This is a genomic window from Nonomuraea fuscirosea, from assembly GCF_003001935.1.
GTDB lineage: Bacteria > Actinomycetota > Actinomycetes > Streptosporangiales > Streptosporangiaceae > Nonomuraea > Nonomuraea fuscirosea.
In genome coordinates this window covers 263,108-283,286 of the sequence record NZ_PVNG01000016.1, presented here as the reverse complement: position 1 = coordinate 283,286, position 20,179 = coordinate 263,108, and the positions used below count along the sequence as shown (strand labels likewise).

The following is a 20,179-nucleotide window of genomic DNA, read 5'->3' as shown; positions in this document are numbered from 1 at the left end:
ACAGGGCCACCCCACCTCTATCGTCACGATACGTGTCGTTAGAGTGACTTATTGTGAACAACTCTAAGCAAGTAGAGATATCGTGGCCGAGCCTCGGCATCACCGTGGCCGCCGAACTCGACCAGCGCAACCCCGCCCTGGCCCAGTGCCTGTGGGACGCGCTGCCCTACCGCAGTCTGCAAGGACACGCCCTGGTCGCCGGGTACCACCTGTACCACCTGGCCCCGGTGCACTCGCTGCTGCACACCGACGCCGAATACCGGGTGGACCGGCGTACGGTGCCCGACGGCACGCTGTTCTGCTCGCGGCTGCAGCACCTCGGCATCAAGTACGGCGAGCTGACCGAGCCCATGAACGCCACCCCGGTCGGCCTGGTCGCCGAGGACGACCTCGACGCCCTCGCCGAGGCCGGCCGCGAGGTGTGGCGCTCGGTCTACACCACCAAGGAGCCGGTCATCGCCGAGGTCCGCCGGGCCGGCCAGAGCGGCGGCCACGAGCTGCCCCGCCTGCCCATCGGCGACCCGGAGCTCAACCGGCTCGTCACCGAGGTGCACGCCGAGACCCAGCGCATCTGGCTGGAGCCGCCGCAGGAGTTGCTCGACCTGCACGAGGGCCGCATCCCCTCGGGCGCGGGCAGCTACGAGACGGTGCTGACCACGCTGCTGTTCGTCAACGGCGAGACCCGGCCGCTCGGCTACAGCTGCTACGGCGGGCTCGTCCGCGCCGCCCTGGACGGCATGCCGATGCCGTGGCTGCGCCAGATGACCCGGCAGCTGGCCCACACCCCGGCCGAGTTCCTCGGCTACTGCGGGCTGGACCGGCTGTGGGACTTCACCCAGCGGCTGCTGGCGGGGCTGGAGCGGCTGGACAGCCACGAGGACTTCGTCGCGGTGATGGCCCACATGGCCCTCTACTGCAACTGCCTGGGCGGGTGGAACCTGCACCTGTTCCCGTGGCAGGCCGGTGAGAACCTGCGCAGACTGCAGGCTCCCGCATGAGCCGCGACTCGCGCGTGGTGGTGATCGGCGGCGGCGTGATCGGGCTGTCGATCGCCTTCCACCTGGCCGAGGCCGGGGTCGACGTGACACTGCTGGAGCGGGGCACGCTCGGCTCCGGCGCGTCCCGGGCCACCGCCGACGTGGTGCGCTCCTACTTCGCCGGCAACCCGGTCAGCTCGGCGCTGGCCGTGCGCAGCCTCGACGCCTACCGGGCCTTTCCCAGCAGGCCGGGCACCGAGCTGCCGCTGCGGCGGGTCGGCTACCTGGTGCTGTTCTCCGAGCCCGAGCAGGTCGCCGCGTTCGAGGCCGACCTGCCCGCCCAGCGGGCGGCCGGGGTCGACGTCGGCCTGATCGGCGTCGAGGAGGCCAGGGAACGCAACCCGCTCATCGGCGACGTGCCGCTGGTCGCGGCGGCGTACTCGCCCGACGCCTACATCTCCGACACCACGGCCATCGTCACGGCCTACGCCCGCGCCGCCGAGCAGGCCGGGGCGGCGCTGCGCACCGGCTGCGCGGTCACCGCCATCGACGCCGAGGCCGGCCGCATCCAGACCGCCGACGGGGAGATCTCCGCCGACGCCATCGTGTGCGCGGCCGGCGCCTGGTCGGCCTCGCTGGTCCGGTGCGCCGGGGTGGACATGCCGCTCACCGACCCGATCGAGCAGGAGCTGCTCACCACCGACCCGCTCCCGCCCGCCACGCCGGACATCCCGGTCACCCTGCACGCCGCCACCGGCCTGCTGGTGCGGCTGCGCGGCGACCGGCTGCTCATCGGCATGGGCTATCCGGGCGCCGACCGCGAGTCGTGGCGGCGCGAGGTGGCGGAACGGCTGGCGGAGACGTATCCGAGCCTGGCCGGGCTCGCGCTGCACACCGCCGTCACGGGGCTGCGCGACGCCAGCCCGGACAAGACCGCCTTCATCGGGCACCGGCCGGGCCCGCCGGCCTTCCTGTACGCGACCGGCTTCTCCGGCCACGGCCTGTGCAACGCGCCGGCCGCCGGCGAGCTCGTCCGCGACCTCTACCTCGACCAGGACCCCGGCATGGACGTGGCCGCGCTGGCGGTCAGCGCGCGAAGGACGGGATGACCTCAGATGACCGACGACAGCCGCTTCATCCTCGACCCGGCCACCGCCGACCTGCACGGAGACAACGAGCGGCTGCGTGAGGCGGGCCCGCTCGTCCCCGTGACCGCGGAGGGCGTGCGGGCCTGGGCCGCCACCGACTACGCCACGCTGATGACCGTGCTGACCCATCCGGACATGTCCAGGGAGCTGCACCACTGGGCGGACCGGCACACGCTGCCGCCGGGCACGGCCATCGACCGCATCGTCACCGACACGTCCATGCTCAACGCCGAGGGCGAGCGCCACCGCCGGCTGCGCATGCCGCTGACCGCCGCCTTCTCGCAGCGGCGGCTGAACGGGCTGCGCCCGCGCATCGAGGAGCTCACCGCCAGGCTGATCGACCGGCTGGCAGAGCTGCCCGCGGACGCGCCGGTGGACCTGCGGCTGGAGTTCGCCTATCCGCTGCCGCGCGAGGTCATCTCCGAGCTGATCGGCATCCCGGCCGCCCACCAGGACGATCTGCACCGGCTCAGCGACGCCATCGCCCAGGTCGGCGGCCTGGAGGATTCGCCCGCCCTGCGCAGGGAGCTGCGCGAGCTGCTCGACGAGATCATCGAGGAGCGCCGCGGCACGCCCGGCGAGGACCTCATCACCGACCTGTTCGAGCTGCACGAGAAGGACGGCGGGCGGCTGTCGGAGGACGAGCTGTTCGCCACGATCGAGCTGCTGTTCATCGCCGGTCACGTCACGACCGTCAACCTGATCACCAACGCCATCCGCGTCCTGCTCAGCGAGCCGGACCAGCTGGAGCTGCTGCGTTCGGGGCGCTGCCCCTACAGCGCGGCCGTGGAGGAGACGCTGCGGTGGGACTCCCCCATCGCCTACTTCCCCATGCGGTACGCCGTGCGCGACGTCGAGATCGACGGGGTCCGGCTGCGCGGCGGCGAGCCGGTGCTGGCCTGCTTCGCCTCCGCCGGTCGCGATCCCGGCCAGTACGAGCAGGCGGACGTCTTCGACATCACCCGGCCGCAGGTCACGCACCTGGCCTTCGGGCACGGGCCGCACTTCTGCCTCGGCGCGCCGCTGGCCAGGCTGGAGGGCGAGATCGCGCTCAGGGCGTTGTTCGGGGCGTTCCCGGCGATGAAGCCGGTCGCGTTGCCGGACGAGCTGCCGCCGCTGGACACGCTGCTGGGCAACAGCACCCGCACGATGCCGGTCATCCTGGGCCCGCGCGCCCGCTGACCGGGCCGCACGGGGCCGCACAGGGCCGCACGGGCCCGCACAGGGCCGCCTTCCTCGCGCGCTCGCGCGGGGCGGCGGTCCTCAACCCGTGCGGGCGGTCCTGTCGTAGTGGCGCAGGAACAGCTCCTCCAGCGTGGGAGGCCGGCTGACCAGGCCGCGGACGCCCGCCCGGGTCAGCCGGCGCAGCGCCGGGTCCAGCGCCGCGGCCACCACGGTGAACCGCACCCGCCCGCCCGAAGTACTCAGGTCATGGACGCCCGGCAGCTCGGCCAGCCCGTCGGGCGGGCCGGCCAGCTCCGCCTCGATCGAGGTGCGGGCCAGCCGGCGCAGCCCGTCCAGGGTGCCCGTCTCGACCGTCCGGCCGTCGCGCACGATCGTCACCCGGTCGCACAGCGCCTCGACCTCCGCCAGGATGTGGCTGGACAGCAGCACCGTACGGTCGCCGCGCCGCCGCTCCTCCCTGACGCAGTCGCGGAACACCTCCTCCATCAGCGGGTCGAGACCCGAGGTGGGCTCGTCCAGGATGAGCAGCTCGGCGCCGGAGGCCAGCGCCGCGACCAGCGCCACCTTCTGCCGGTTGCCCTTGGAGTAGGCGCGGCCCTTCTTGCGCGGGTCCAGGTCGAACCGTTCCAGCAGCTCCGCCCTGCGCCGCCGGTCGAGGCCGCCGCGCAACCGGCCGAGCAGGTCGATGGCCTCCCCGCCGGACAGGCCCGGCCACAGCGTCACGTCGCCCGGCACGTACGCCAGCCGCCGGTGCAGCTCGGCCGCCTCCGTCCACGGGTCGCCGCCCAGCAGCCGGGCGGTACCGCCGTCGGCGCGGAGCAGCCCGAGCAGGATGCGGATCGTGGTGCTCTTGCCCGCGCCGTTGGGCCCGAGGAAGCCGTGCACCTCCCCCGCGCGTACGGCGAGGTCGAGCCCGTCGAGGGCGGTGGTCGTGCCGAAGGTCTTGCGCAGGCCGGAGACGGCGATGGCGTCGGTCATGACGGAGCTCCTTCGAGCGCGGCCCTGGCACGCGCCGCCTCCTCGGGGGTGAGCAGGGAATGGGAGTGGATGTCGAGCAGTGCCCGCAGCAGCTTGTCCTGGCCTTCCGCGCTGTCGATCGCGGCTCCCATGCCCCGCTCGACCAGCTGCGACAGCACGGTGGGGGCGAGCGCCATCGCGGCCAGCACCGCCGCGCGGGTGCGCGGGTCGACGTCGGGGGGCTCGGGCCGGTCCTGGTCGGCCTCGGCCAGCCACCGCTCGCCGACCCGCACCATCTCGTCGAAGAACGGGGTCGCCCAGCCCTCCGACAGCGCCCGCGCCAGGTAGCGCCGGTAGGGCCCCATGACCGCGACCGGGTTGAACCCGACCGGCGGCCGCTGTCCGGCCTGCTCGTGCAGGCGGTGCATGGTCTTCGTCAGGTGCTCGTCGCACGCCTCACGCAGCGCCTGCTTGGAGCCGTAGTGGTGGCGTACCAGGCCCGGTGACACGCCGGCGGTCTCGGCGATGCCGCGGATGGTGGCCCGCTCGTAGCCGTGCTCGCCGATGTGGCGCAGCGCCGCGTCCCTGATCCGGGCACGCGCCGTGAGGTCCGCTGGGTCCGGTGCGGTCGTCACTCCGCGCCTCCTGTCCGTATGTACAGCATGCTATTCGTATGGAAAGCAGACTATACCTACGTATAGCAGGCGTCGAACGGGCGCCCCCGGCCGCGCGTACGCGGCGCTACCGTTCTACGCTCCAGTACGACGATTGGAGCCGACGCCGTGCCACAGCCCGACCTGCCACCGGCCAGCGCGCCCATGCGCCTGGCCACCACCGTCCGCCCCTACGACTGGGGCTCGGTCACCGCCCTGCCGCGCCTGTTCGGCACGGAGCCGACCGGGAAACCGCAGGCCGAACTTTGGATGGGCGCCCATCCAGGCGCCCCCTCGACCGTCGGGGACGTCCCGCTCGGCGACCTCATCGCCCGTGATCCCGCCGGCACGCTCGGCGAGCGCACCGCCGCCCGGTTCGGGGCCGAGCTGCCCTACCTGCTCAAGGTCCTGGCCATCGAACGCCCGCTCTCCCTCCAGGTCCATCCCACGAGCGAGCAGGCCGCGGCCGGTTTCGCCGACGAGAACGCGCGCGGGATCGCGCTCGGCGACTTCGCCCGTACGTACAAGGACGCCTCCCACAAGCCGGAGATGGTCTGCGCCCTCACCCCCTTCCACGGCCTGTGCGGCTTCCGCGCGCCCGCCTCCGCCGCCGGTCTGCTCGACCGGCTGGGCGTGCCCGGCCTGCGGCCCTGGATCGACACGCTCATCGGCGGCGAGCCCGCGCGGGCGGTGCGCACCGTGTTCGCCGAGATGCTCGGCGACGCCGCGCGCCCCCTGCGCGACCTGATCGAACGGGCGCTGCTCGACTCGGACGAGCCCGAGCTGGCCGCCTACGGCGACATCGCCCGCGCCTACCCCGGCGACCCGGGCATCACCGCCGCCCTCCTGCTCAACCACGTCGAACTGCTTCCCGGCCAGGCCCTCTACCTCGGCGCCGGGGTGCCGCACGCCTACCTCGGCGGCATCGGCGTCGAGATCATGGCCAACTCCGACAACGTCCTGCGCTGCGGCCTGACCTCCAAGCACGTGGACGTGCCCGAGCTGATGCGCGTCGTCGACTTCGGCCCGTCCGAGCCGTTCCTGGTCGAGCCCGAGCGCGACCCCGCCGGCGCGTACGACTACCGTCCCCCGGCCCCCGAGTTCGCCCTGACCCGCTACGAACTGGCCGGCGAGAGCACCCACGAGCTGGCCGGGGGCGTGCCGCGGATCGTGCTCTGCGTGGAGGGCGGGGCCAGGCTCGGCGACGACCTGACGCTGCGGCCGGGCGAGTCCGCCTTCGTGGCCGCCGCCGCTTCGACGCGGCTCTCCGGCAAGGGCACCGCCTACGGCGCCCGGCCCGGGGCCTTTACAGTGTAGATCCGTTAGTGCAGGCGCCGGAGCAGGAGCAGGTTGTCCGTACGGGTGGTCGGCTGCCCTTCCGGATCGTTCTGGAGGCGTTCCTGCTCCTCGCTGCGCAGCACCTCCCACTCGCCCTCGGCCGGCTCCAGCGAGTCGAACACCTCCTGCGGCGTCGGGAAGTGCACGCCGGGGATCGGGTCGGGGTGCCAGGACGGCCAGCCCGCGTGCCCGGCGACCAGCAGCACCCCTCCGGGCGCGACCGCCGCGGCGGCCCTGCGCAGGATCTTCTCGCGCGGCATCTCCATCGTGGAGTGCAGGAAGCAGGCCGAGACGAGGTCGAAGACGCCCTCGGGGAAGGAGACGGCGAGGTCGTGCCGCCGCCAGTCGATCCGGTCCGCCACGCCCGCCCGTTCGGCCTGCTCGGCGGCGCGGCGCAGGGCGACGCCCGAGACGTCGGCGGCGGTGACCCGCCAGCCGCGGCGGGCGAGCCAGATCGCGTCCCCGCCCTCGCCGCTGCCCAGGTCGAGCGCCCGGCCCGGCGGCAGGTCGGAGACCTCGCGGACGAGCACCGCGTTGGGCTCGCCGCTCCAGATCTGGCCGCTCTCGGTGTAACGGGCGTCCCAGTGCCGCTCCAGTTCCTCGGTACGGCGGGCGGCGACGGCCTCGCGGGTCTCCTGCGCGACCAGGTCGGCGTTGATGGCCGCCCCGGCGCGCACACCCGCGGCGGCGGCGGCGACCACCTGGTCGATCACGCTGGTCACGTTGCCCGCCACCCACACGCCGGGCACCGCGGTCTCCCCCATGGGCCCCGAGGGCACGTACACGCCGAGGACGTGCCCGCCCATCTCCTGCTCGGCCGTCTCCAGCCCGAGCCCCTCCAGCAGCTCGGTCCGGCCGGTCATGCGCGAGGCGACGGCCAGGGCCTGGCAGGGCACCTCGCCGCCGGCCGCCAGCCGTACGCCGCTCAGCCGTCCGCCGCTCACCGCGAGCCCGGCCACCTCGCCCTCGACCACCGTGACACCCCTGGCGGCGAGCTGCTCGCGCGCCTCCTCCCCCGGCTCGGGGCCGGTGTGCAGGTAGAGGGTCACGTCCTGGCTCAGCTGCCGCCACAGCAGGGCCTGGTGCGTGGCGAGCGGTCCGGTGTTCAGGACGCCGATGATCTGGTCGCGCACCTCCCAGCCGTGGCAGTACGGGCAGTGCAGCACATCCTTGCCCCACCGTTCGGCCAGGCCGGCCACCTGCGGCAGCTCGTCCACCAGGCCGGTGGTCACCAGCAGCCGGCCCGCCTCGACGGCGGAGCCGTCGTCGAGGACGACGCGGAAACGCCCGTCGCCGGTCCGCTCCGCCTTCTCCACCGTGCCCGTCACCACCTCGCCGCCGTACCCGGCGACCTCTTCGCGTCCGGTGGCGAGCAGCTCACGCGGCGGCACGCCCTCGTGCCCCAGGAACGTGTGCACGCCCGCGGCCGGGGCGTTGCGCGGGCTGCCCGCGTCGATCACCAGCACCCTGCGTCGCGCCCGCCCCAGCGTGAGCGCCCCGCTCAGCCCGGCGGCCCCGCCGCCGATCACCACCACGTCGTATGTAGCGTCCATCACCCGATTCCTCTCGAACGTCTGCTGTGCCTGTCTGCGCTCCGGCCACTTTCCGTCCGTGGGGGCCCGCTTGACAAACTTCATTGCCGAAATGGCAATCTGGAGCGCATGGAACTCGACGACGTGCTGCGGGCGGTCGGTCCCCGGCTGAAGGCGCTGCGGCAGAAGCGGGACACGACGCTGGCGCAGGTCTCCAAGAGCACCGGCATCTCGGTCAGCACCCTGTCGCGGCTGGAGTCGGGCGGCCGCAAACCCACCCTGGAGCTGCTGCTCCTGCTGGCCAGGGCCTACCACGTCCAGCTCGACGAACTGATCGACGCCCCGGTCACCGGCGACCCGCGCGTGCACATGACCCCGATCGACCGCCACGGGATGACGTACATCCCGCTGAGCCGGCGGCCGGGCGGGATGCAGGCGTACAAGCAGATCTATCCCCCGCGCTGGCCCGGCTACGAGCCCGAGCAGCAGGTCCACGAGGGTTACGAGTGGCTCTACGTGCTGTCGGGGCGGCTGCGGTTGCTGCTCGGGCAGCATGACGTCACGCTGGCAGCGGGAGAGGTGGCGGAGTTCGACACGCGGACGCCACACGCGTTCGTCAACCCGGACGAGGAGCCCAGCGAGGTCCTGGCCCTGTTCGGCCCCCAGGGCGAACGCATGCACGTCCGCGCCCGCCCCACCGCCAAGTAACCCCGCCAAGTAAGCCCGCCACCTGGTCCGCCACACGACCCGCGGCCGATCGACCCGCCACCAGTCAACCCAGCACCAGTCACCCCGGCACCGGTCACCCCGGCACCGGTCAGCCGACTGTCACGGTCAGTCGGTCATCACCTCGTCACGGTCAGGTCGAGGGTGGCCAGGCGGTCCGGGTCGGCCAGGATGTCGATCCCGACGATGCGCCCGTTCTCGATCGTGAAGCTCATCACCGCGGACGGCCGGCCGTCGATGGTGTTGACCAGCCCAGCCTGGCCGTTGACCAGCGCCGGGTGCGCCGACGACGGCGAATGGCGGCGGAACGTGACCGCCTGCCCGGCCACCTGCTCCGCGCCGCGCAGCTCCGCGTAGCCGCCTTGGGCCAGCGCGCCCACCTTGGCCCGCGGCCCCGCGGCCTCGGCCAGCGCGCCCGCGTCGACCCGCAGCACCACGTCCGGGTCGAGCACGGCGACCAGCGCGGTCAGATCACCCCGGTGCGCGGCGGCCACGAACGCCTCGACGACCTCCCGCTGCCGGCCCATGTCGGGGTCGGGCACGGGAGCCGACCCGCGCACCCGCCGCCGCGCCCGGCTGGCCAGCTGCCTGGCCGCGGCGGGCGAGCGCCCCACGAGCGGCGCGATCTCCTCGAACGGCACCGCGAACATGTCGTGCAGCACGAACGCCAGCCGCTCGGCCGGGCTGAGCGACTCCAGCACCACCAGCAACGCCAGCCCGACGGAGTCGGCGACCAGGGCCGCCTGCTCGGGGTCGAGGCCGTCGGGCGGGCTCACCACCGGATCGGGCAGCCGCGACTCAAGCGACTCCTCACGACGCGACGTGCGGGTGCGCAGCATGTCGAGGCACACCCGCCCGACGACCGTGGTGAGCCACCCGCCCAGGTTCTCCACATCTCCCGCACCTGCTCGGCTGAGCCGCAACCACGCCTCCTGCACGGCGTCGTCGGCCTCACTGAGCGACCCCAGCATCCGGTACGCCACCGCCTTCAGGTGTCCCCGGTGCTCCTCGAACCGGCCGGCCAGGAATTCGTCGTCGTTCATGGCGCCCTACCTCGTCATAGCGATCCTTCACCGCTTTGACGTTCCCGACCGCCCCGATGTGACGAGCCCGCGGCAGCGGCCACCGGCGGAAGAGGAGGATGGGTGCTCAGGGGGTGGGGCCGCTGGAATCGGGTGGGGTGGCGTTCAGTGCCGAGTGGCGGCGGCTGTAGGTGAAGTAGATGATCAGGCCGATGACGAACCAGACGCCGAAGCGGAGCCAGGTCTCCGGGGCGAGGAAGGTGATGAGCCAGATCGAGAAGACGACCCCGACGGCCGGCACCACAGGCATCCAGGGTGTGCGGAAGGAGCGGGGCAGGTCGGGCTGGCGGTAGCGGAGGACGATGACGGCCACGCACACGACCACGAACGCCAGCAGGATGCCGATGTTCGTCAGTTCGGCCGCCTCGCGGATCGGCAGGAAGCCGGCGATCACCGCGGAGGCGGCCCCGACGATCCAGGTGACCCGGGTCGGCACCCGCCGTACCGGATGCAGCTTGGCGAACCAGGCGGGCAGCAGCCCGTCCCTGCTCATCGAGAACCAGACGCGGGTGACGCCGAGCATGAACGTGAACATGACGGTGAGGATGCCGATGATGGCCCCGACCGCGATCAGGGTGGCCAGGCCGGAGAGCCCGACCGAGGCGAAGGCCGTGGAGAAGCCGCTCTCCGGGTCGATCTCCCGGTAGTTCTGCATGCCGGTCAGGACGAGGGTGGCCAGCACGTACAGGATCATGGCGATGATGAGCGAGTAGATGATGGCCCTCGGCATGTGGCGGGTGGCGTCGCGTGACTCCTCCGCGGCGGTGCTCATCGCGTCGTAGCCGAAGACGGCGAAGAAGACGGTGGCGGCGCCGGTGATGGCCCCGCCGATCCCGAACGGGAAGAACGGCGTGTAGTTGGCGGTGTTGATGTGGAAGAAGCCGACGACGATGACCAGCAGCACGACGGCGACCTTGATCCCGACCACGACGGTCTCGAACCGGGCGGCGGCGCGGATGCCGAGGTTCAGCAGGAAGGCGATGAGCAGGCAGAGCACCACCGCGAACAGGTCGACCACGTGTCCCTCGCCGGTGCCGGGCGCGCCGAGCATCCACGCGGGCAGGCCGAGGCCGAGTTGCTGGAGCAGGAAGCCGAAGTAGCCGGAGATGCCGATGCCGACGACCGCGACGATCGCGGTGTACTCCAGCAGCAGGTCCCAGCCGATGAACCAGCCGACGATCTCGCCGAGGACGGCGTAGCCGTAGGTGTAGGCGGAGCCGGCCTTCGGGATGAGCCCGGCGAACTCGGCGTAGGAGAGCGCGGCGGCGGCGCTGGCGATGCCCGCGATGAGGAACGACACCAGCACGGCGGGCCCGGCGGTCTCGTTGGCGACGGCGCCGGCCAGGGCGAAGATGCCCGCGCCGATGATGCCGCCGACCCCGATGGCGGTGAGCTGCCACAGGCCGAGCGACCTTTCCAGCTCTCCCTCGTGTTCGGTGGCGATCCGGTCGACCGGTTTGCGCCGGAACATGCTGCGCGAAGTGACCATGACGCCCCCACTGCCGATCGTCTCCCCGTGGATGCGATCTTCCCCGCTGGGTGTTCCTTAACCTATGTCCGCAGGTGAGGCGGCCTGCCGGCGGAGCACGTTCTTCTGGATCTTGCCGGTGGAGGTCTTCGGCAGCTCGCCGAAGCGGACCGCCTTGGGGGCTTTGAAGCGGGCCAGGCGGGTGCGTACGTGTTCGATGAGCTCGCCCTCGGTGACCTGAGCGCCGGGTGCGAGGGTGACGTAGGCGACGGGCACCTCGCCCCAGTGTTCGTCCGGCCGCGCGACGACCGCGGCCTCCGCCACGCCGGGATGGCTGAGCAGCGCGTTCTCCACCTCGACGGAGGCGATGTTCTCGCCGCCCGAGATGATCACGTCCTTGGCGCGGTCGACGAGGCGCACGTAGCCGTCGGGGTGGACCACCCCCAGGTCTCCGGTACGGAACCACCCGTCGGGCGCGGCCCGCTCCGTGGCCTCCGGGTCACGGTGGTAGCCCACCATGACGTCGTTGCCGCGGACCGCGATCTCGCCGATCGTGGCGGCGTCGGCCGGCACGTCGCAGCCGTCCTCGCCGACGACCCGCACACGCTGGGCGATCACGTTGCCCACGCCCTGGCGGGCGGTCAGCGCGGCCGACTCCTCGGCGTCCAGGCCGCTCCACTCGGGCTGCGGCTGGCAGATGACGGCGGGGCCGTAGGTCTCGGTCAGGCCGTACAGGTGGATGACGTCGATCCCGGCGCGCAGGGCGCGGCGCAGCAGCGCGGGGCTCGGGGGCGCGCCGCCGACGCAGGCCAGCAGGCGGGGGTCGAGCTCGGCCGCGGGCGCGTCGTCATGTGCGAGCAGCGAGGTGAGGACGGTCGGGGCGCCGCACAGGTGGGTGACGCGGTGGGCGCGGATCAGCCGCCACGCCTCGCCCGGCTCGACCTTGGGCAGGCAGATGTGGCGGGCGCCGGCCAGCGTCACCGCCCATGGGAAGCACCAGCCGTGGCAGTGGAACATGGGCAGCGTCCACAGGTAGCCGCTGCCGGCGTCGAGCCTGGTGTGCAGGGCCATGGCCAGGGACTGGAGGTAGGCGCCCCGGTGGTGGTAGACGACTCCCTTCGGGCGCCCCGTGGTGCCGCTGGTGTAGTTGATCGACAGGGGCGACAGTTCGTCCTCGACCGGAACGAGGAGGGGGTCGGCCGCTTCGACGCGCTGCTCGTACTCGGCGGACGGCACCAGCAGCACCGCCGTTCCGCGGGCCGCCGCGCGGGCCAGCTCCGCGGACGCGTCGTCGTGCAGCAGCACGGACACCTCGGCGTGGCCGAGGATGTAGGCCAGTTCGGCGGCGGACAGGCGGATGTTCATCGGCACCATGACGGCGCCCGCGGCGGGGACGCCGAAGGTGGCCTCCAGCAGCTGGTGGCCGTTGGCGGCCAGCACCGCGACCCGGTCCCCCGGCCGCACTCCGGCCGCCGCCAGGGCGCCGGCCAGCCGCTGCGCCCGATCCCACAGCCGGGCGTACGTGAGCGTCAGCTCGCCGTCCACGACCGCCGTCCTGGGGCCGAACACGGCGGCCGATCGCTGGAGGAAGCTCGTGGGGGTCAGGGGTTCGTACGAGAGCGCCGGCCTGGGTCGTTCGTTCCTCATGTGCGCTTGCTCACCTTCATCACCTCCATGCCATGGTGATCCCTTACCGGGGATCGAGCCAGGGGCGGGACCCGGCTGGACTCTCCCCCCGGGGGAGACGGCATGCTCGGTCCCGTGCCCTTCGACCCGACGCACCACTGGAGCAGGACATGACGATCGTGCCGGACATCGACGCCCGGGGCGGGCACCACTGCGAGACGACGGCGCTGGGCGTGCTGCTGCGGCACGAGGGGCTCGACCTGTCCGAGCCGATGCTGTTCGGGCTCGGCTCCGGGCTGTCGTTCGTCTACTGGGACAGCAGGAACCAGCCGTTCCCGTTCCTCGGGGGCCGGGTCAAGCCGTACGCGCTGACCGTGAACCTGGCCGCCCGGCTGGGGCTGACGTCGCGCACCGAGGAGACGACATCGGCGGGCAGGGCGTGGCGGAACGTGGCCGGGCCGATCGACGCGGGCCGGCCGGTCGGCCTGCAGCTCGACTGCTACCACCTGGAGTACTTCGGGACGAGGACGCACTTCGGCGGTCATGTCGTGGCGATGTACGGCTACGACGAGCACGAGGCGTACCTGGTGGACACCGCGCAGCAGGGCGGCGCAGTGCGGACGAGCCTGGCCTCCCTGGCCCTGGCGCGGGCGGAGCGGGGGCCGATGACCGCGCGGAACCGGTCGTTCACCGTCGCCGTCCCCGGGGACGCGCCCCGCTGGCAGGAGCGGCTCGTGCCCGCGATCAGGGCCTGCGCGGAGGCGTTCCTGGCCCCGCCCATCGCGAACCTGGGTCATCGCGGCATCGAGAAGGCGGCCGGGCTGCTGCCCGGCTGGCTCGCCCGCGCGGAGCGGCCGGGGCGGGACCTGGCGCTGGCCGCCGACCTGATGGAACGGGCCGGAACCGGCGGCGGCCTGTTCCGTGCCCTGTACCGGGACTTCCTCGGCGAGTGCGCCGGCCTGATCGACGCCGCCGCCCTGCGTACCGGCCACCGGCTGTACGGCGAGGCAGCCGTCCTGTGGGCGGAGGTGGCCGCCCTGGTCGCGAAGGCCGGGGAGAGCGGCGACGCGGCGCCCCTCCAGCAGGCCGGCGCCGTCCTGCACGACCTGACCCGCCTCGAACGGGAGGCCATGCGGGCCCTCAGCGGCCTGTGACCCGCGCCGGTGGCCACGACGCGAGGGGGTTAGCCAGGCACCGGTGGTACCTGGCTGACGCCGGCGGCGGCCGGGCAGACTGGGAGCATGGACAGAAGAGAGCTGGCCGCCTTCCTGCGCAGCAGGCGCGAGCGGATCGCGCCGGCCGACGTGGGGCTGCCCGCCGGGCCGCGCCGCCGTACGCCGGGGCTGCGGCGCGAGGAGGCGGCGAACCTGGCCTTCATCTCGACCGAGTACTACACCCGGCTTGAGCAGGCCCGCGCCCCGCGCCCGTCGCGCGAGGTGCTGGCGGGGCTGGCTCGCGCCCTGCGCCTGTCGGACGCCGAGCGCGCCCATCTGCACCATCTCGCCGGCGCGCCGCCCGGACCAGCGCCCGGCCCGTCGCGCGAGGTGCGGCAGAGCATCCTCGACCTGCTGGAGCGGCTGCCGCAGGCGGCCGCGATCGTGACGTCGGCGGCGTTCGAGGTGCTCGCCTGGAACGACCTGGCGGCGGCGCTGATGGAGGACTTCTCCGCGGTGCCGCGGCGCGACCGCAACCTGGTGCGCCGGGCCTTCCTCGGCCCGCGGCCGGACGGGCGGCGGCTGTACGGGGTCTCCGACGTGGCCGAGTTCGCCCGGTCCGCGGCCCGCGACCTGCGCGCCACCACCGCCCGCTACCCCGATGACCCCGAGCTGGCCGGGCTGGTGGCCGAGCTCCTGGCCGGCAGCGTGGAGTTCGCCCGGCTGTGGGCCTCGCACGACGTGGCCGCCGAGCCCGTCCTGTGCAAGACCTTCCAGCATCCGCTGGTCGGCCCGATCACCGTCAACTGCGACGTGCTGGAGATCTCCGGCCGGGACCAGCGGGTCGTGATCTACACCGCCGTTCCCGGCTCGCCGTCCGAGCAGGCGCTAAGGCTGCTGTCCGTGGTCGGCACCCAGCGCATGGACGTGGCCCGCTGAGCGGCGCCCGCGCGCGATCGTGACGGCGACCAGCAGGACGCAGACGGCCGCGACGGCCGCGACCACGGCGGTCACGCCGATCCCGGGCGCGGCCAGGGGCAGCAGCAGGACCGCCGCGACGCCGGCCGCGACCACGGGCGGGCGTACGGCGGCCCGCGCCGTGAGCAGCGCGTGCAGCGCCGCGATCAGGACGAGGAACACGGCGACGGGTACGGCGACCGCGTAGCCGACCGCCAGGGGCGAGACCTCCAGCCGGTGCCCGCCCTGCTCCACCGCGACCTCCAGCCCGGCGCCGAGCGCCGCCAGCGCGGCGAAGATCCCGTAATGGCCGTAGCCCCACAGGAACGAGCGGTGGCGGCGCTCGGTCAGCCCCTCACCGGCCTCGACGAGGAAGTACAGCCACCACAGGGCGAACAGCAGCACCAGCCCGGAGCCGGCCACCACCACCAGGGCGCCGCCGCCCCGGCCCGCTTCGAGTGCTCCCTGCACGCCCCTGCTCGCGGCCAGGACGCTCTCGCCGAGCAGAATAATGGTGAACAGGCCGTAGCGTTCGGCGATGTGGTGCGGGTGCCAGGTGGTCGGGTTCACCCGCTCGGCCCAGCGCGGCACCGCGAGCTCCAGGACGGCGAGGCAGAGGAAGAACGGCAGCCGGAGCGAGGGCGGCAGCACGCCCGCCTCGTCCAGGACGAGCCGGAGCACCCAGCCGACCTGGAGCAGCCCGACGCCGGCCGCGTAACGCAGCGCCGTACGACGCCGCTCCCGGTCCTCGAGCCCGGCCCGCGCCCACTGGGCGACGAGGCCGAGCCGCATGATGAAGTAGCCCAGCGTGACGATCGCGTAGTCGTCGTGGCCGGCCGCGGCGGGCACCCCGGCGGCCAGCACCAGCACGCCGGCCATCTGCACCATGGTCAGCAGCCGGTAGGCGACGTCGTCGGTGTCGTAGCACGAGGCGAACCAGGTGAAGTTCATCCACGCCCACCAGATCGCGAAGAACACCTGGAGGAACGGGATCAGCCCGGCGAGGCCGTGACCGCCGGCGATGTGGTGCGCGAGCTCGGCGGTGGCGGCCGCCACGGCGACCACGAAGGTGAGGTCGAACAGCAGCTCCAGCTGGCTGGCGACGCGGTGCGGCTCGTCGATGGGACGGGCGCTCATCCGGATCCGGATCCGGGACGGGGGGCTGGCGGGTGGCAAGGGTCTGGCTCCTGTCGCTACGTGACGTCCGTACCGACAAGGACAGGACAGCCCGCCGCCCTGTGACGGCGGGCTCCGGCCCGACCCGCGTCGCGGTCAGCGACCGTGCCGGTGGGCGCGCAGCTCACGGCGCGCGGCGCGGCGGTCGCGGCGGCGGTCCTCACGCCGGATGAAGGCCCACTCCCCGGCCCCGCCCGCGCCGCCGAGGTCGAACAGGTAGAAGGAGGTGGCCTGCCAGTGGCAGCCGCTGAGGCGGCGGTTCAGTGACGCGCTCGCGGCGGTGACCTCCTCGGTCAGCGTGCACGGCCCGAAGCGGTGGTCGTGCACGGGCGCGCAGGTCACCATGGGCGCGTCGGCCAGCCGCACCCACCACGGCCGGGTCTTGTCGGTCTTGCTCATACGGTCACCTTTCGGCTCCGTGACACCCCGGGATGGGGCTGTCATGGGACCGGATGCACCGTGATCACCTCCTGACCTGCGCTCAAGACACGGGCGGCGCCGTGGTCTCACATTACCCAGTCGTGATCGCGGTGGGGCATGACGGTTGCGGCGCTTCGCCGGCGTAGGCGAGACTCGTCCGCAGTCGAGGTGGGCGGAGGGGTCGATGAGCACCGCTGGCAAGGGCAACGCCTATCTGGACCAGGTCGTGGCGCAGCAGGCGGTGCTGGAGGACGATCTCAGGGCCCGCCGCGCCCCCGCCGAGCAGCCGCCCATGGCCGCCGGCCCGCTGGCCAAGCGGGAGCGCGCGCTCGGCGGCGGGCAGCCGGACCGCTCCGGGCCGGGCCCGGTGGACGTGCGGATCACGGGCTTCTGGCGGTGGAAGAACGTGCTGGTGCCGCCCAACGCGTACGTGGTCCACACCAGGCGCGGGCGGGACCGGCCGCTGCACATCGGTCTCGGCGTCTCCTTCCGCTTCAACCCGGCGATCGACTCGTTCCTGGTGGTGCCGGGCGCCACCCAGACCATCCTGATCAACGCGTACTGCGTCTGCCGCGAGCTGCAGGGCGTCCTCGTCCAGGGGTACGTGCAGTGGGGCATCCAGGCCTTCCCCATCGCCTACCGCAAGCTGGACTTCGGCGACCCCGAGGACCCGATGCGGCTGGTCAACCTCCAGCTGCGCGAGCAGGCGGAGGCGGCCATCAAGGACAAGGTGGCCACCATGGGCGTGCGGGACGTGCTCAGCGACAAGCAGCCCATCATCGAGGAGCTGACCGCCCGGCTGCGCGCGGTGGCCGAGGGCGAGGACCACAGCGACCAGGGGCTCGGCCTGCGCATCGTCACCGTGCAGATCAAGGAGGCGGTGGTCAGCTCGGCGCAGCTGTGGGAGAACCTGCAGAAGCCGTACCGGGCCGAGCAGGGGCAGGTGGCCCGGCTGGCCGAGCTGCGCTCCGAGGAGGCGATCGCCGAGCGGGAGATGGCGGCGGCCCGGCTGAAGGAGACGCGGCGCCTGGAGCACGAGCGGGAGCTGGCCGAGCTGCGGGCAGCCAACGAGGCGGTGCTGTTCGACACCGAGGTCGCCGAGCGGCTGCGGCGGACCCGGCGCGAGCACGACGACTCCAGGGCGGTCGCGGAGCTGGAGGCGGAGACGATCAGGCACGGGCTGCGGATGGAGCGTGAGCGGCACGCGGAGGAGGCCGCGACCGGCAGGCTCAGGATCGAGCGGGAGCAGGAGCTCAGGCGGCTGGAGCTCGACGGCGAGCTGCGGCTGACGCAGTCCAGGGCGCTGGCCGACCACGAGCGGGCGCTGCTGGAGGTGGAGCGGGCGCGGTTACGGGCCGACATCGACAACGCGCAGACGCCGGCCAGCCTGCAGGCCAGGCTGATCGAGTCGCTGCCCGAGATCATGGCGAAGCTGCCGAAGCCGGATGAGCTGCGCATGGTGTCGTTCAACGGCGGCGATCGGACGACGGTGTCGGGGCTGCTGACGGAGCTCGCCATGGTGGTCGGGGTGCTGCGGTCGGCGATCGACGGTGACGACCGCCCCTGAACGGCACCATCGACGCGTGCGGGCGGCAGATCGACGCGTGCGGGCCGGCGCCGGGCGGAGATGTCCGGCCGATAGGCTGCGCCCCTAAGGGTCGACACCACACAAAGGGGCCGAAACAGGATGGGCGGCGCTGTCACGGCGGTCAGCAGCAACGGCGAGCACTCCTTCTCCAAGCCGACCCGCGAGAGCATCACGCTGCTCGCGGGCCTCGGGGTCGAGGGGGACGCCCACATGGGCGTCACGGTCAAGCACCGCTCCCGGGTCGCGCAGGACCCCACTCAGCCGAACCTGCGCCAGGTGCACCTCATCCACGAGGAGCTCTTCGCCGAGGTGCGCGCGGCCGGGTTCGCGGTCGCGCCGGGCGAACTGGGCGAGAACATCACCACCCAGGGCATCGACCTGCTCGGCCTGCCGGTGGGCACGCTGCTGCTGATCGGTGGCGAGGCCGTGGTGGAGGTGACCGGCCTGCGCAACCCGTGCCCGCAGATCGACGGGTTCAGCAAGGGCCTGCTCAAGGAGGTCGTCGGCCGCGACGAGGCCGGGAACCTGGTGCGCCGCGCGGGCGTCATGAGCGTGGTCAAGGCGGGCGGCGTCGTCCGTCCCGGCGACACGATCGAGGTACGGCTTCCGGACGGCCCGCACCGTCCCCTCGACCGGGTCTGACCCGAAGACCTGGGAACGCCTTCCGGGCCACCCTGCAACGCCCGCTGGCTCCCCGCCGAATTAATCCGGGTTATTGACCGAATTAGCGCGAATTAGGCAGACTAGCCGGACATAGCCGGACTAGACCCGGCAGTTGCCGATCTGAAGGGACATGGCTGATGAGTGGTGCTGAGCCCGGAGCCGACGTCGGCCGGCGCTCCTTGCTGGCGGGCGCCGCCGGCCTCTTAGGAGCCGCCGCACTGCCCGCCACGGCCGCACAGGCCCGAGCACAGGGGCAGGCGCAGGGCGCCGAGGCGGCCAAGCGGTATCCGCCGAACTGGCCCGCCCCCGAGCCGTACGGCCTCGCCGACATCCGGCCCGACCTGTGGCCGCGCGATGACAACTCCTTCGTCCTGCCGCTCGAACAGCGCCCCCGCGACAGGGAGCTCGGCCGGGTGTGGATGCGCGACACCTACGTCAACTGCTTCGTCGTCGGCGGCCGGCCGCTCTACGTGGCCACGGGCACCACCCGCGTCCCCGGCCTGCCCGCGGCCGGGCCGTGGAACGACGGCATCTTCGTCTGGACGGCCAGGTCGCTGCGCGGGCCGTGGCGGCTGGCCGACACCACCCGCGTGCGGCCCGGCGCCGAGAAGGGCAAGGTCTGGTCGCCGGAGTTCGCCGCCGAGAACCGTCCCGGCCGCACGGTCGTGGCGCCGTGGCAGGAGTACTGGACCGACGAGCAGTTCGGCAAGCGCGGCAACGTCTGGGCTCCCGAGGTGCACCGCTTCGGCGGCAAGTGGTACATCGTCGCGTGCATGGGCGACCACTCGCAGAAGGTCGGCTCGTTCCTGCTGGTGAGCGAGGGTGGCGTCGAGGGGCCGTACCGGCTGGCCGAGGGCAACCTCGACAAGCCGTTCGGCGACTCCTTCATCGGCGGGCCCGCGTTCATCAAGCCGGGCGCGTACCACCACATCGACGGCAGCCTCTACACCGAGGGCCGCGACGCCTGGCTCGTGCTGCACAACAACCTGTACGCGAAGTTCAGGGACGACATGGAGGACATCGTCCCCGCGACCGATCTGCCGGCCTTCCGGCAGACGCCGTACACGCCGGAGCCGTACCTCGAAGGCGCGTACGTGTTCAAGCACCACGGCAAGTACTACCTGCTGCACGCCGCCTGGGACCGGGTGTCGGGCGGCGGCGAGCGGCACGCCTACGATCCGCCCGGCGCGGGCCGCACGCAGTACCAGTACGACGCGGTGATCGCGGTCGCGGACCAGTTCGAGGGGCCGTACTCCGAGAGGTGGACGGCGGGGGTCGGGGCCGGCCACAACAACCTGTTCGCCGACCACGCGGGCCGGTTGTGGGCCACGTTCTTCCGCAACCCCGCCGCCGGCTACTGGTCCGACCCGTCGCGCGTCGCCGAGGCCGCCGTGCCCGGCGTCGTCCGCGTGGAGTGGACCGGGCCTGAGGGCAACCGCCTGTACGTGCAGCGCCGCCACGGCCGCTGACACCGCCAGGCCGGTGCGGGCCCGGCCGTCCCGCCCGGGTCCGCACCGGCGGTTCGCGCG

The 20,179-nt window shown here is 73.0% G+C and carries 18 protein-coding genes; 10 read left to right on the top strand and 8 right to left on the bottom strand.

Translation table 11 applies throughout. The features are described 5' to 3' along the window. The first annotated feature begins 53 nt into the window (after positions 1-53). Genes B0I32_RS34225 through B0I32_RS34215 form a run of 3 tightly spaced genes read left to right on the top strand, consistent with a single transcriptional unit; the run spans position 54 to position 3,307 of the window. Positions 54-998 carry a cucumopine synthase-related protein gene (locus tag B0I32_RS34225; RefSeq protein WP_106246841.1) on the top strand — a complete coding sequence of 315 codons (945 nt, stop codon included), beginning with the start codon at positions 54-56 and terminating at the stop codon, positions 996-998. Next, positions 995-2,086, top strand: coding sequence for an NAD(P)/FAD-dependent oxidoreductase (locus B0I32_RS34220; protein WP_106246840.1), 1,092 nt, complete (start codon positions 995-997; stop codon positions 2,084-2,086). The genes B0I32_RS34225 and B0I32_RS34220 overlap by 4 nt, the downstream gene beginning before the upstream one ends. 6 nt (positions 2,087-2,092) lie before the next feature. Continuing rightward, complete coding sequence (locus B0I32_RS34215) at positions 2,093-3,307, top strand: cytochrome P450 family protein (protein ID WP_106246838.1); 1,215 nt, start codon at positions 2,093-2,095, stop codon at positions 3,305-3,307. A gap of 81 nt (positions 3,308-3,388) precedes the next feature. Here B0I32_RS34215 and B0I32_RS34210 read toward each other — a convergent pair whose 3' ends face one another. Both B0I32_RS34210 and B0I32_RS61075 read right to left on the bottom strand, forming a co-directional pair. After that, positions 3,389-4,288, bottom strand: coding sequence for an ABC transporter ATP-binding protein (locus tag B0I32_RS34210; protein WP_106246837.1), 900 nt, complete (start codon positions 4,286-4,288; stop codon positions 3,389-3,391). Then, complete coding sequence (locus B0I32_RS61075) at positions 4,285-4,902, bottom strand: TetR/AcrR family transcriptional regulator (protein ID WP_106246835.1); 618 nt, start codon at positions 4,900-4,902, stop codon at positions 4,285-4,287. The genes B0I32_RS34210 and B0I32_RS61075 overlap by 4 nt, the downstream gene beginning before the upstream one ends. A 147-nt stretch (positions 4,903-5,049) precedes the next feature. Between B0I32_RS61075 and manA the strand changes: the two genes are divergently transcribed. Beyond that, complete coding sequence (gene manA / locus B0I32_RS34200; protein ID WP_245956199.1) at positions 5,050-6,237, top strand: mannose-6-phosphate isomerase, class I; 1,188 nt, start codon at positions 5,050-5,052, stop codon at positions 6,235-6,237. A gap of 5 nt (positions 6,238-6,242) precedes the next feature. On the opposite strand, the gene B0I32_RS34195 is transcribed toward manA, so the two are convergent. Next, positions 6,243-7,811, bottom strand: coding sequence for a bifunctional NAD(P)/FAD-dependent oxidoreductase/class I SAM-dependent methyltransferase (locus tag B0I32_RS34195; RefSeq protein WP_106246834.1), 1,569 nt, complete (start codon positions 7,809-7,811; stop codon positions 6,243-6,245). A 108-nt stretch (positions 7,812-7,919) separates the two neighbouring features. On the opposite strand from B0I32_RS34195, the gene B0I32_RS34190 reads away from it, so the two are divergent. Further along, complete coding sequence (locus tag B0I32_RS34190; RefSeq protein ID WP_106246832.1) at positions 7,920-8,498, top strand: helix-turn-helix domain-containing protein; 579 nt, start codon at positions 7,920-7,922, stop codon at positions 8,496-8,498. 137 nt (positions 8,499-8,635) lie between these two features. On the opposite strand, the gene B0I32_RS34185 is transcribed toward B0I32_RS34190, so the two are convergent. The 3 genes from B0I32_RS34185 to B0I32_RS34175 form a co-directional block, all read right to left on the bottom strand. Beyond that, a complete protein-coding gene (locus B0I32_RS34185; RefSeq protein ID WP_106246831.1) occupies positions 8,636-9,559 on the bottom strand; it encodes a sigma-70 family RNA polymerase sigma factor in 924 nt (307 codons plus the stop codon). Positions 9,560-9,665: 106 nt separating this feature from the next. Then, on the bottom strand, positions 9,666-11,087 hold the full coding sequence (locus tag B0I32_RS34180; protein ID WP_106246829.1) for an amino acid permease: 1,422 nt from the start codon (positions 11,085-11,087) through the stop codon (positions 9,666-9,668). Between the two features lie 57 nt (positions 11,088-11,144). Next, positions 11,145-12,713 carry a long-chain-fatty-acid--CoA ligase gene (locus B0I32_RS34175; protein ID WP_106246828.1) on the bottom strand — a complete coding sequence of 523 codons (1,569 nt, stop codon included), beginning with the start codon at positions 12,711-12,713 and terminating at the stop codon, positions 11,145-11,147. A 149-nt stretch (positions 12,714-12,862) separates the two neighbouring features. On the opposite strand from B0I32_RS34175, the gene B0I32_RS34170 reads away from it, so the two are divergent. After that, a complete protein-coding gene (locus B0I32_RS34170) occupies positions 12,863-13,846 on the top strand; it encodes a BtrH N-terminal domain-containing protein (protein WP_106246826.1) in 984 nt (327 codons plus the stop codon). Positions 13,847-13,933: 87 nt separating this feature from the next. Beyond that, positions 13,934-14,785, top strand: coding sequence for a helix-turn-helix transcriptional regulator (locus B0I32_RS34165; RefSeq protein WP_106246825.1), 852 nt, complete (start codon positions 13,934-13,936; stop codon positions 14,783-14,785). On the opposite strand, the gene B0I32_RS34160 is transcribed toward B0I32_RS34165, so the two are convergent. Together B0I32_RS34160 and B0I32_RS34155 are read right to left on the bottom strand one after the other, a co-directional pair. Further along, positions 14,735-15,940, bottom strand: coding sequence for a low temperature requirement protein A (locus tag B0I32_RS34160; protein ID WP_106246823.1), 1,206 nt, complete (start codon positions 15,938-15,940; stop codon positions 14,735-14,737). The two genes, B0I32_RS34165 and B0I32_RS34160, sit on opposite strands and share 51 nt — an antisense overlap. Positions 15,941-16,075: 135 nt before the next feature. Beyond that, positions 16,076-16,378, bottom strand: a complete 303-nt coding sequence (locus tag B0I32_RS34155; RefSeq protein ID WP_106246821.1) for a hypothetical protein — start codon at positions 16,376-16,378, stop codon at positions 16,076-16,078. 205 nt (positions 16,379-16,583) lie between these two features. Here B0I32_RS34155 and B0I32_RS34150 point away from each other — a divergent pair, with 205 nt between their 5' ends. The 3 genes from B0I32_RS34150 (at position 16,584) to B0I32_RS34140 (ending at position 20,119) form a co-directional block, all read left to right on the top strand. Then, on the top strand, positions 16,584-17,966 hold the full coding sequence (locus B0I32_RS34150; RefSeq protein ID WP_106246819.1) for an SPFH domain-containing protein: 1,383 nt from the start codon (positions 16,584-16,586) through the stop codon (positions 17,964-17,966). Positions 17,967-18,086: 120 nt separating this feature from the next. Beyond that, positions 18,087-18,629 carry an MOSC domain-containing protein gene (locus B0I32_RS34145; RefSeq protein WP_106246817.1) on the top strand — a complete coding sequence of 181 codons (543 nt, stop codon included), beginning with the start codon at positions 18,087-18,089 and terminating at the stop codon, positions 18,627-18,629. Between the two features lie 158 nt (positions 18,630-18,787). After that, entirely contained in the window at positions 18,788-20,119 is a 1,332-nt protein-coding gene (locus B0I32_RS34140; RefSeq protein WP_106246815.1) for a family 43 glycosylhydrolase, read from the top strand. Positions 20,120-20,179: the final 60 nt, after the last annotated feature.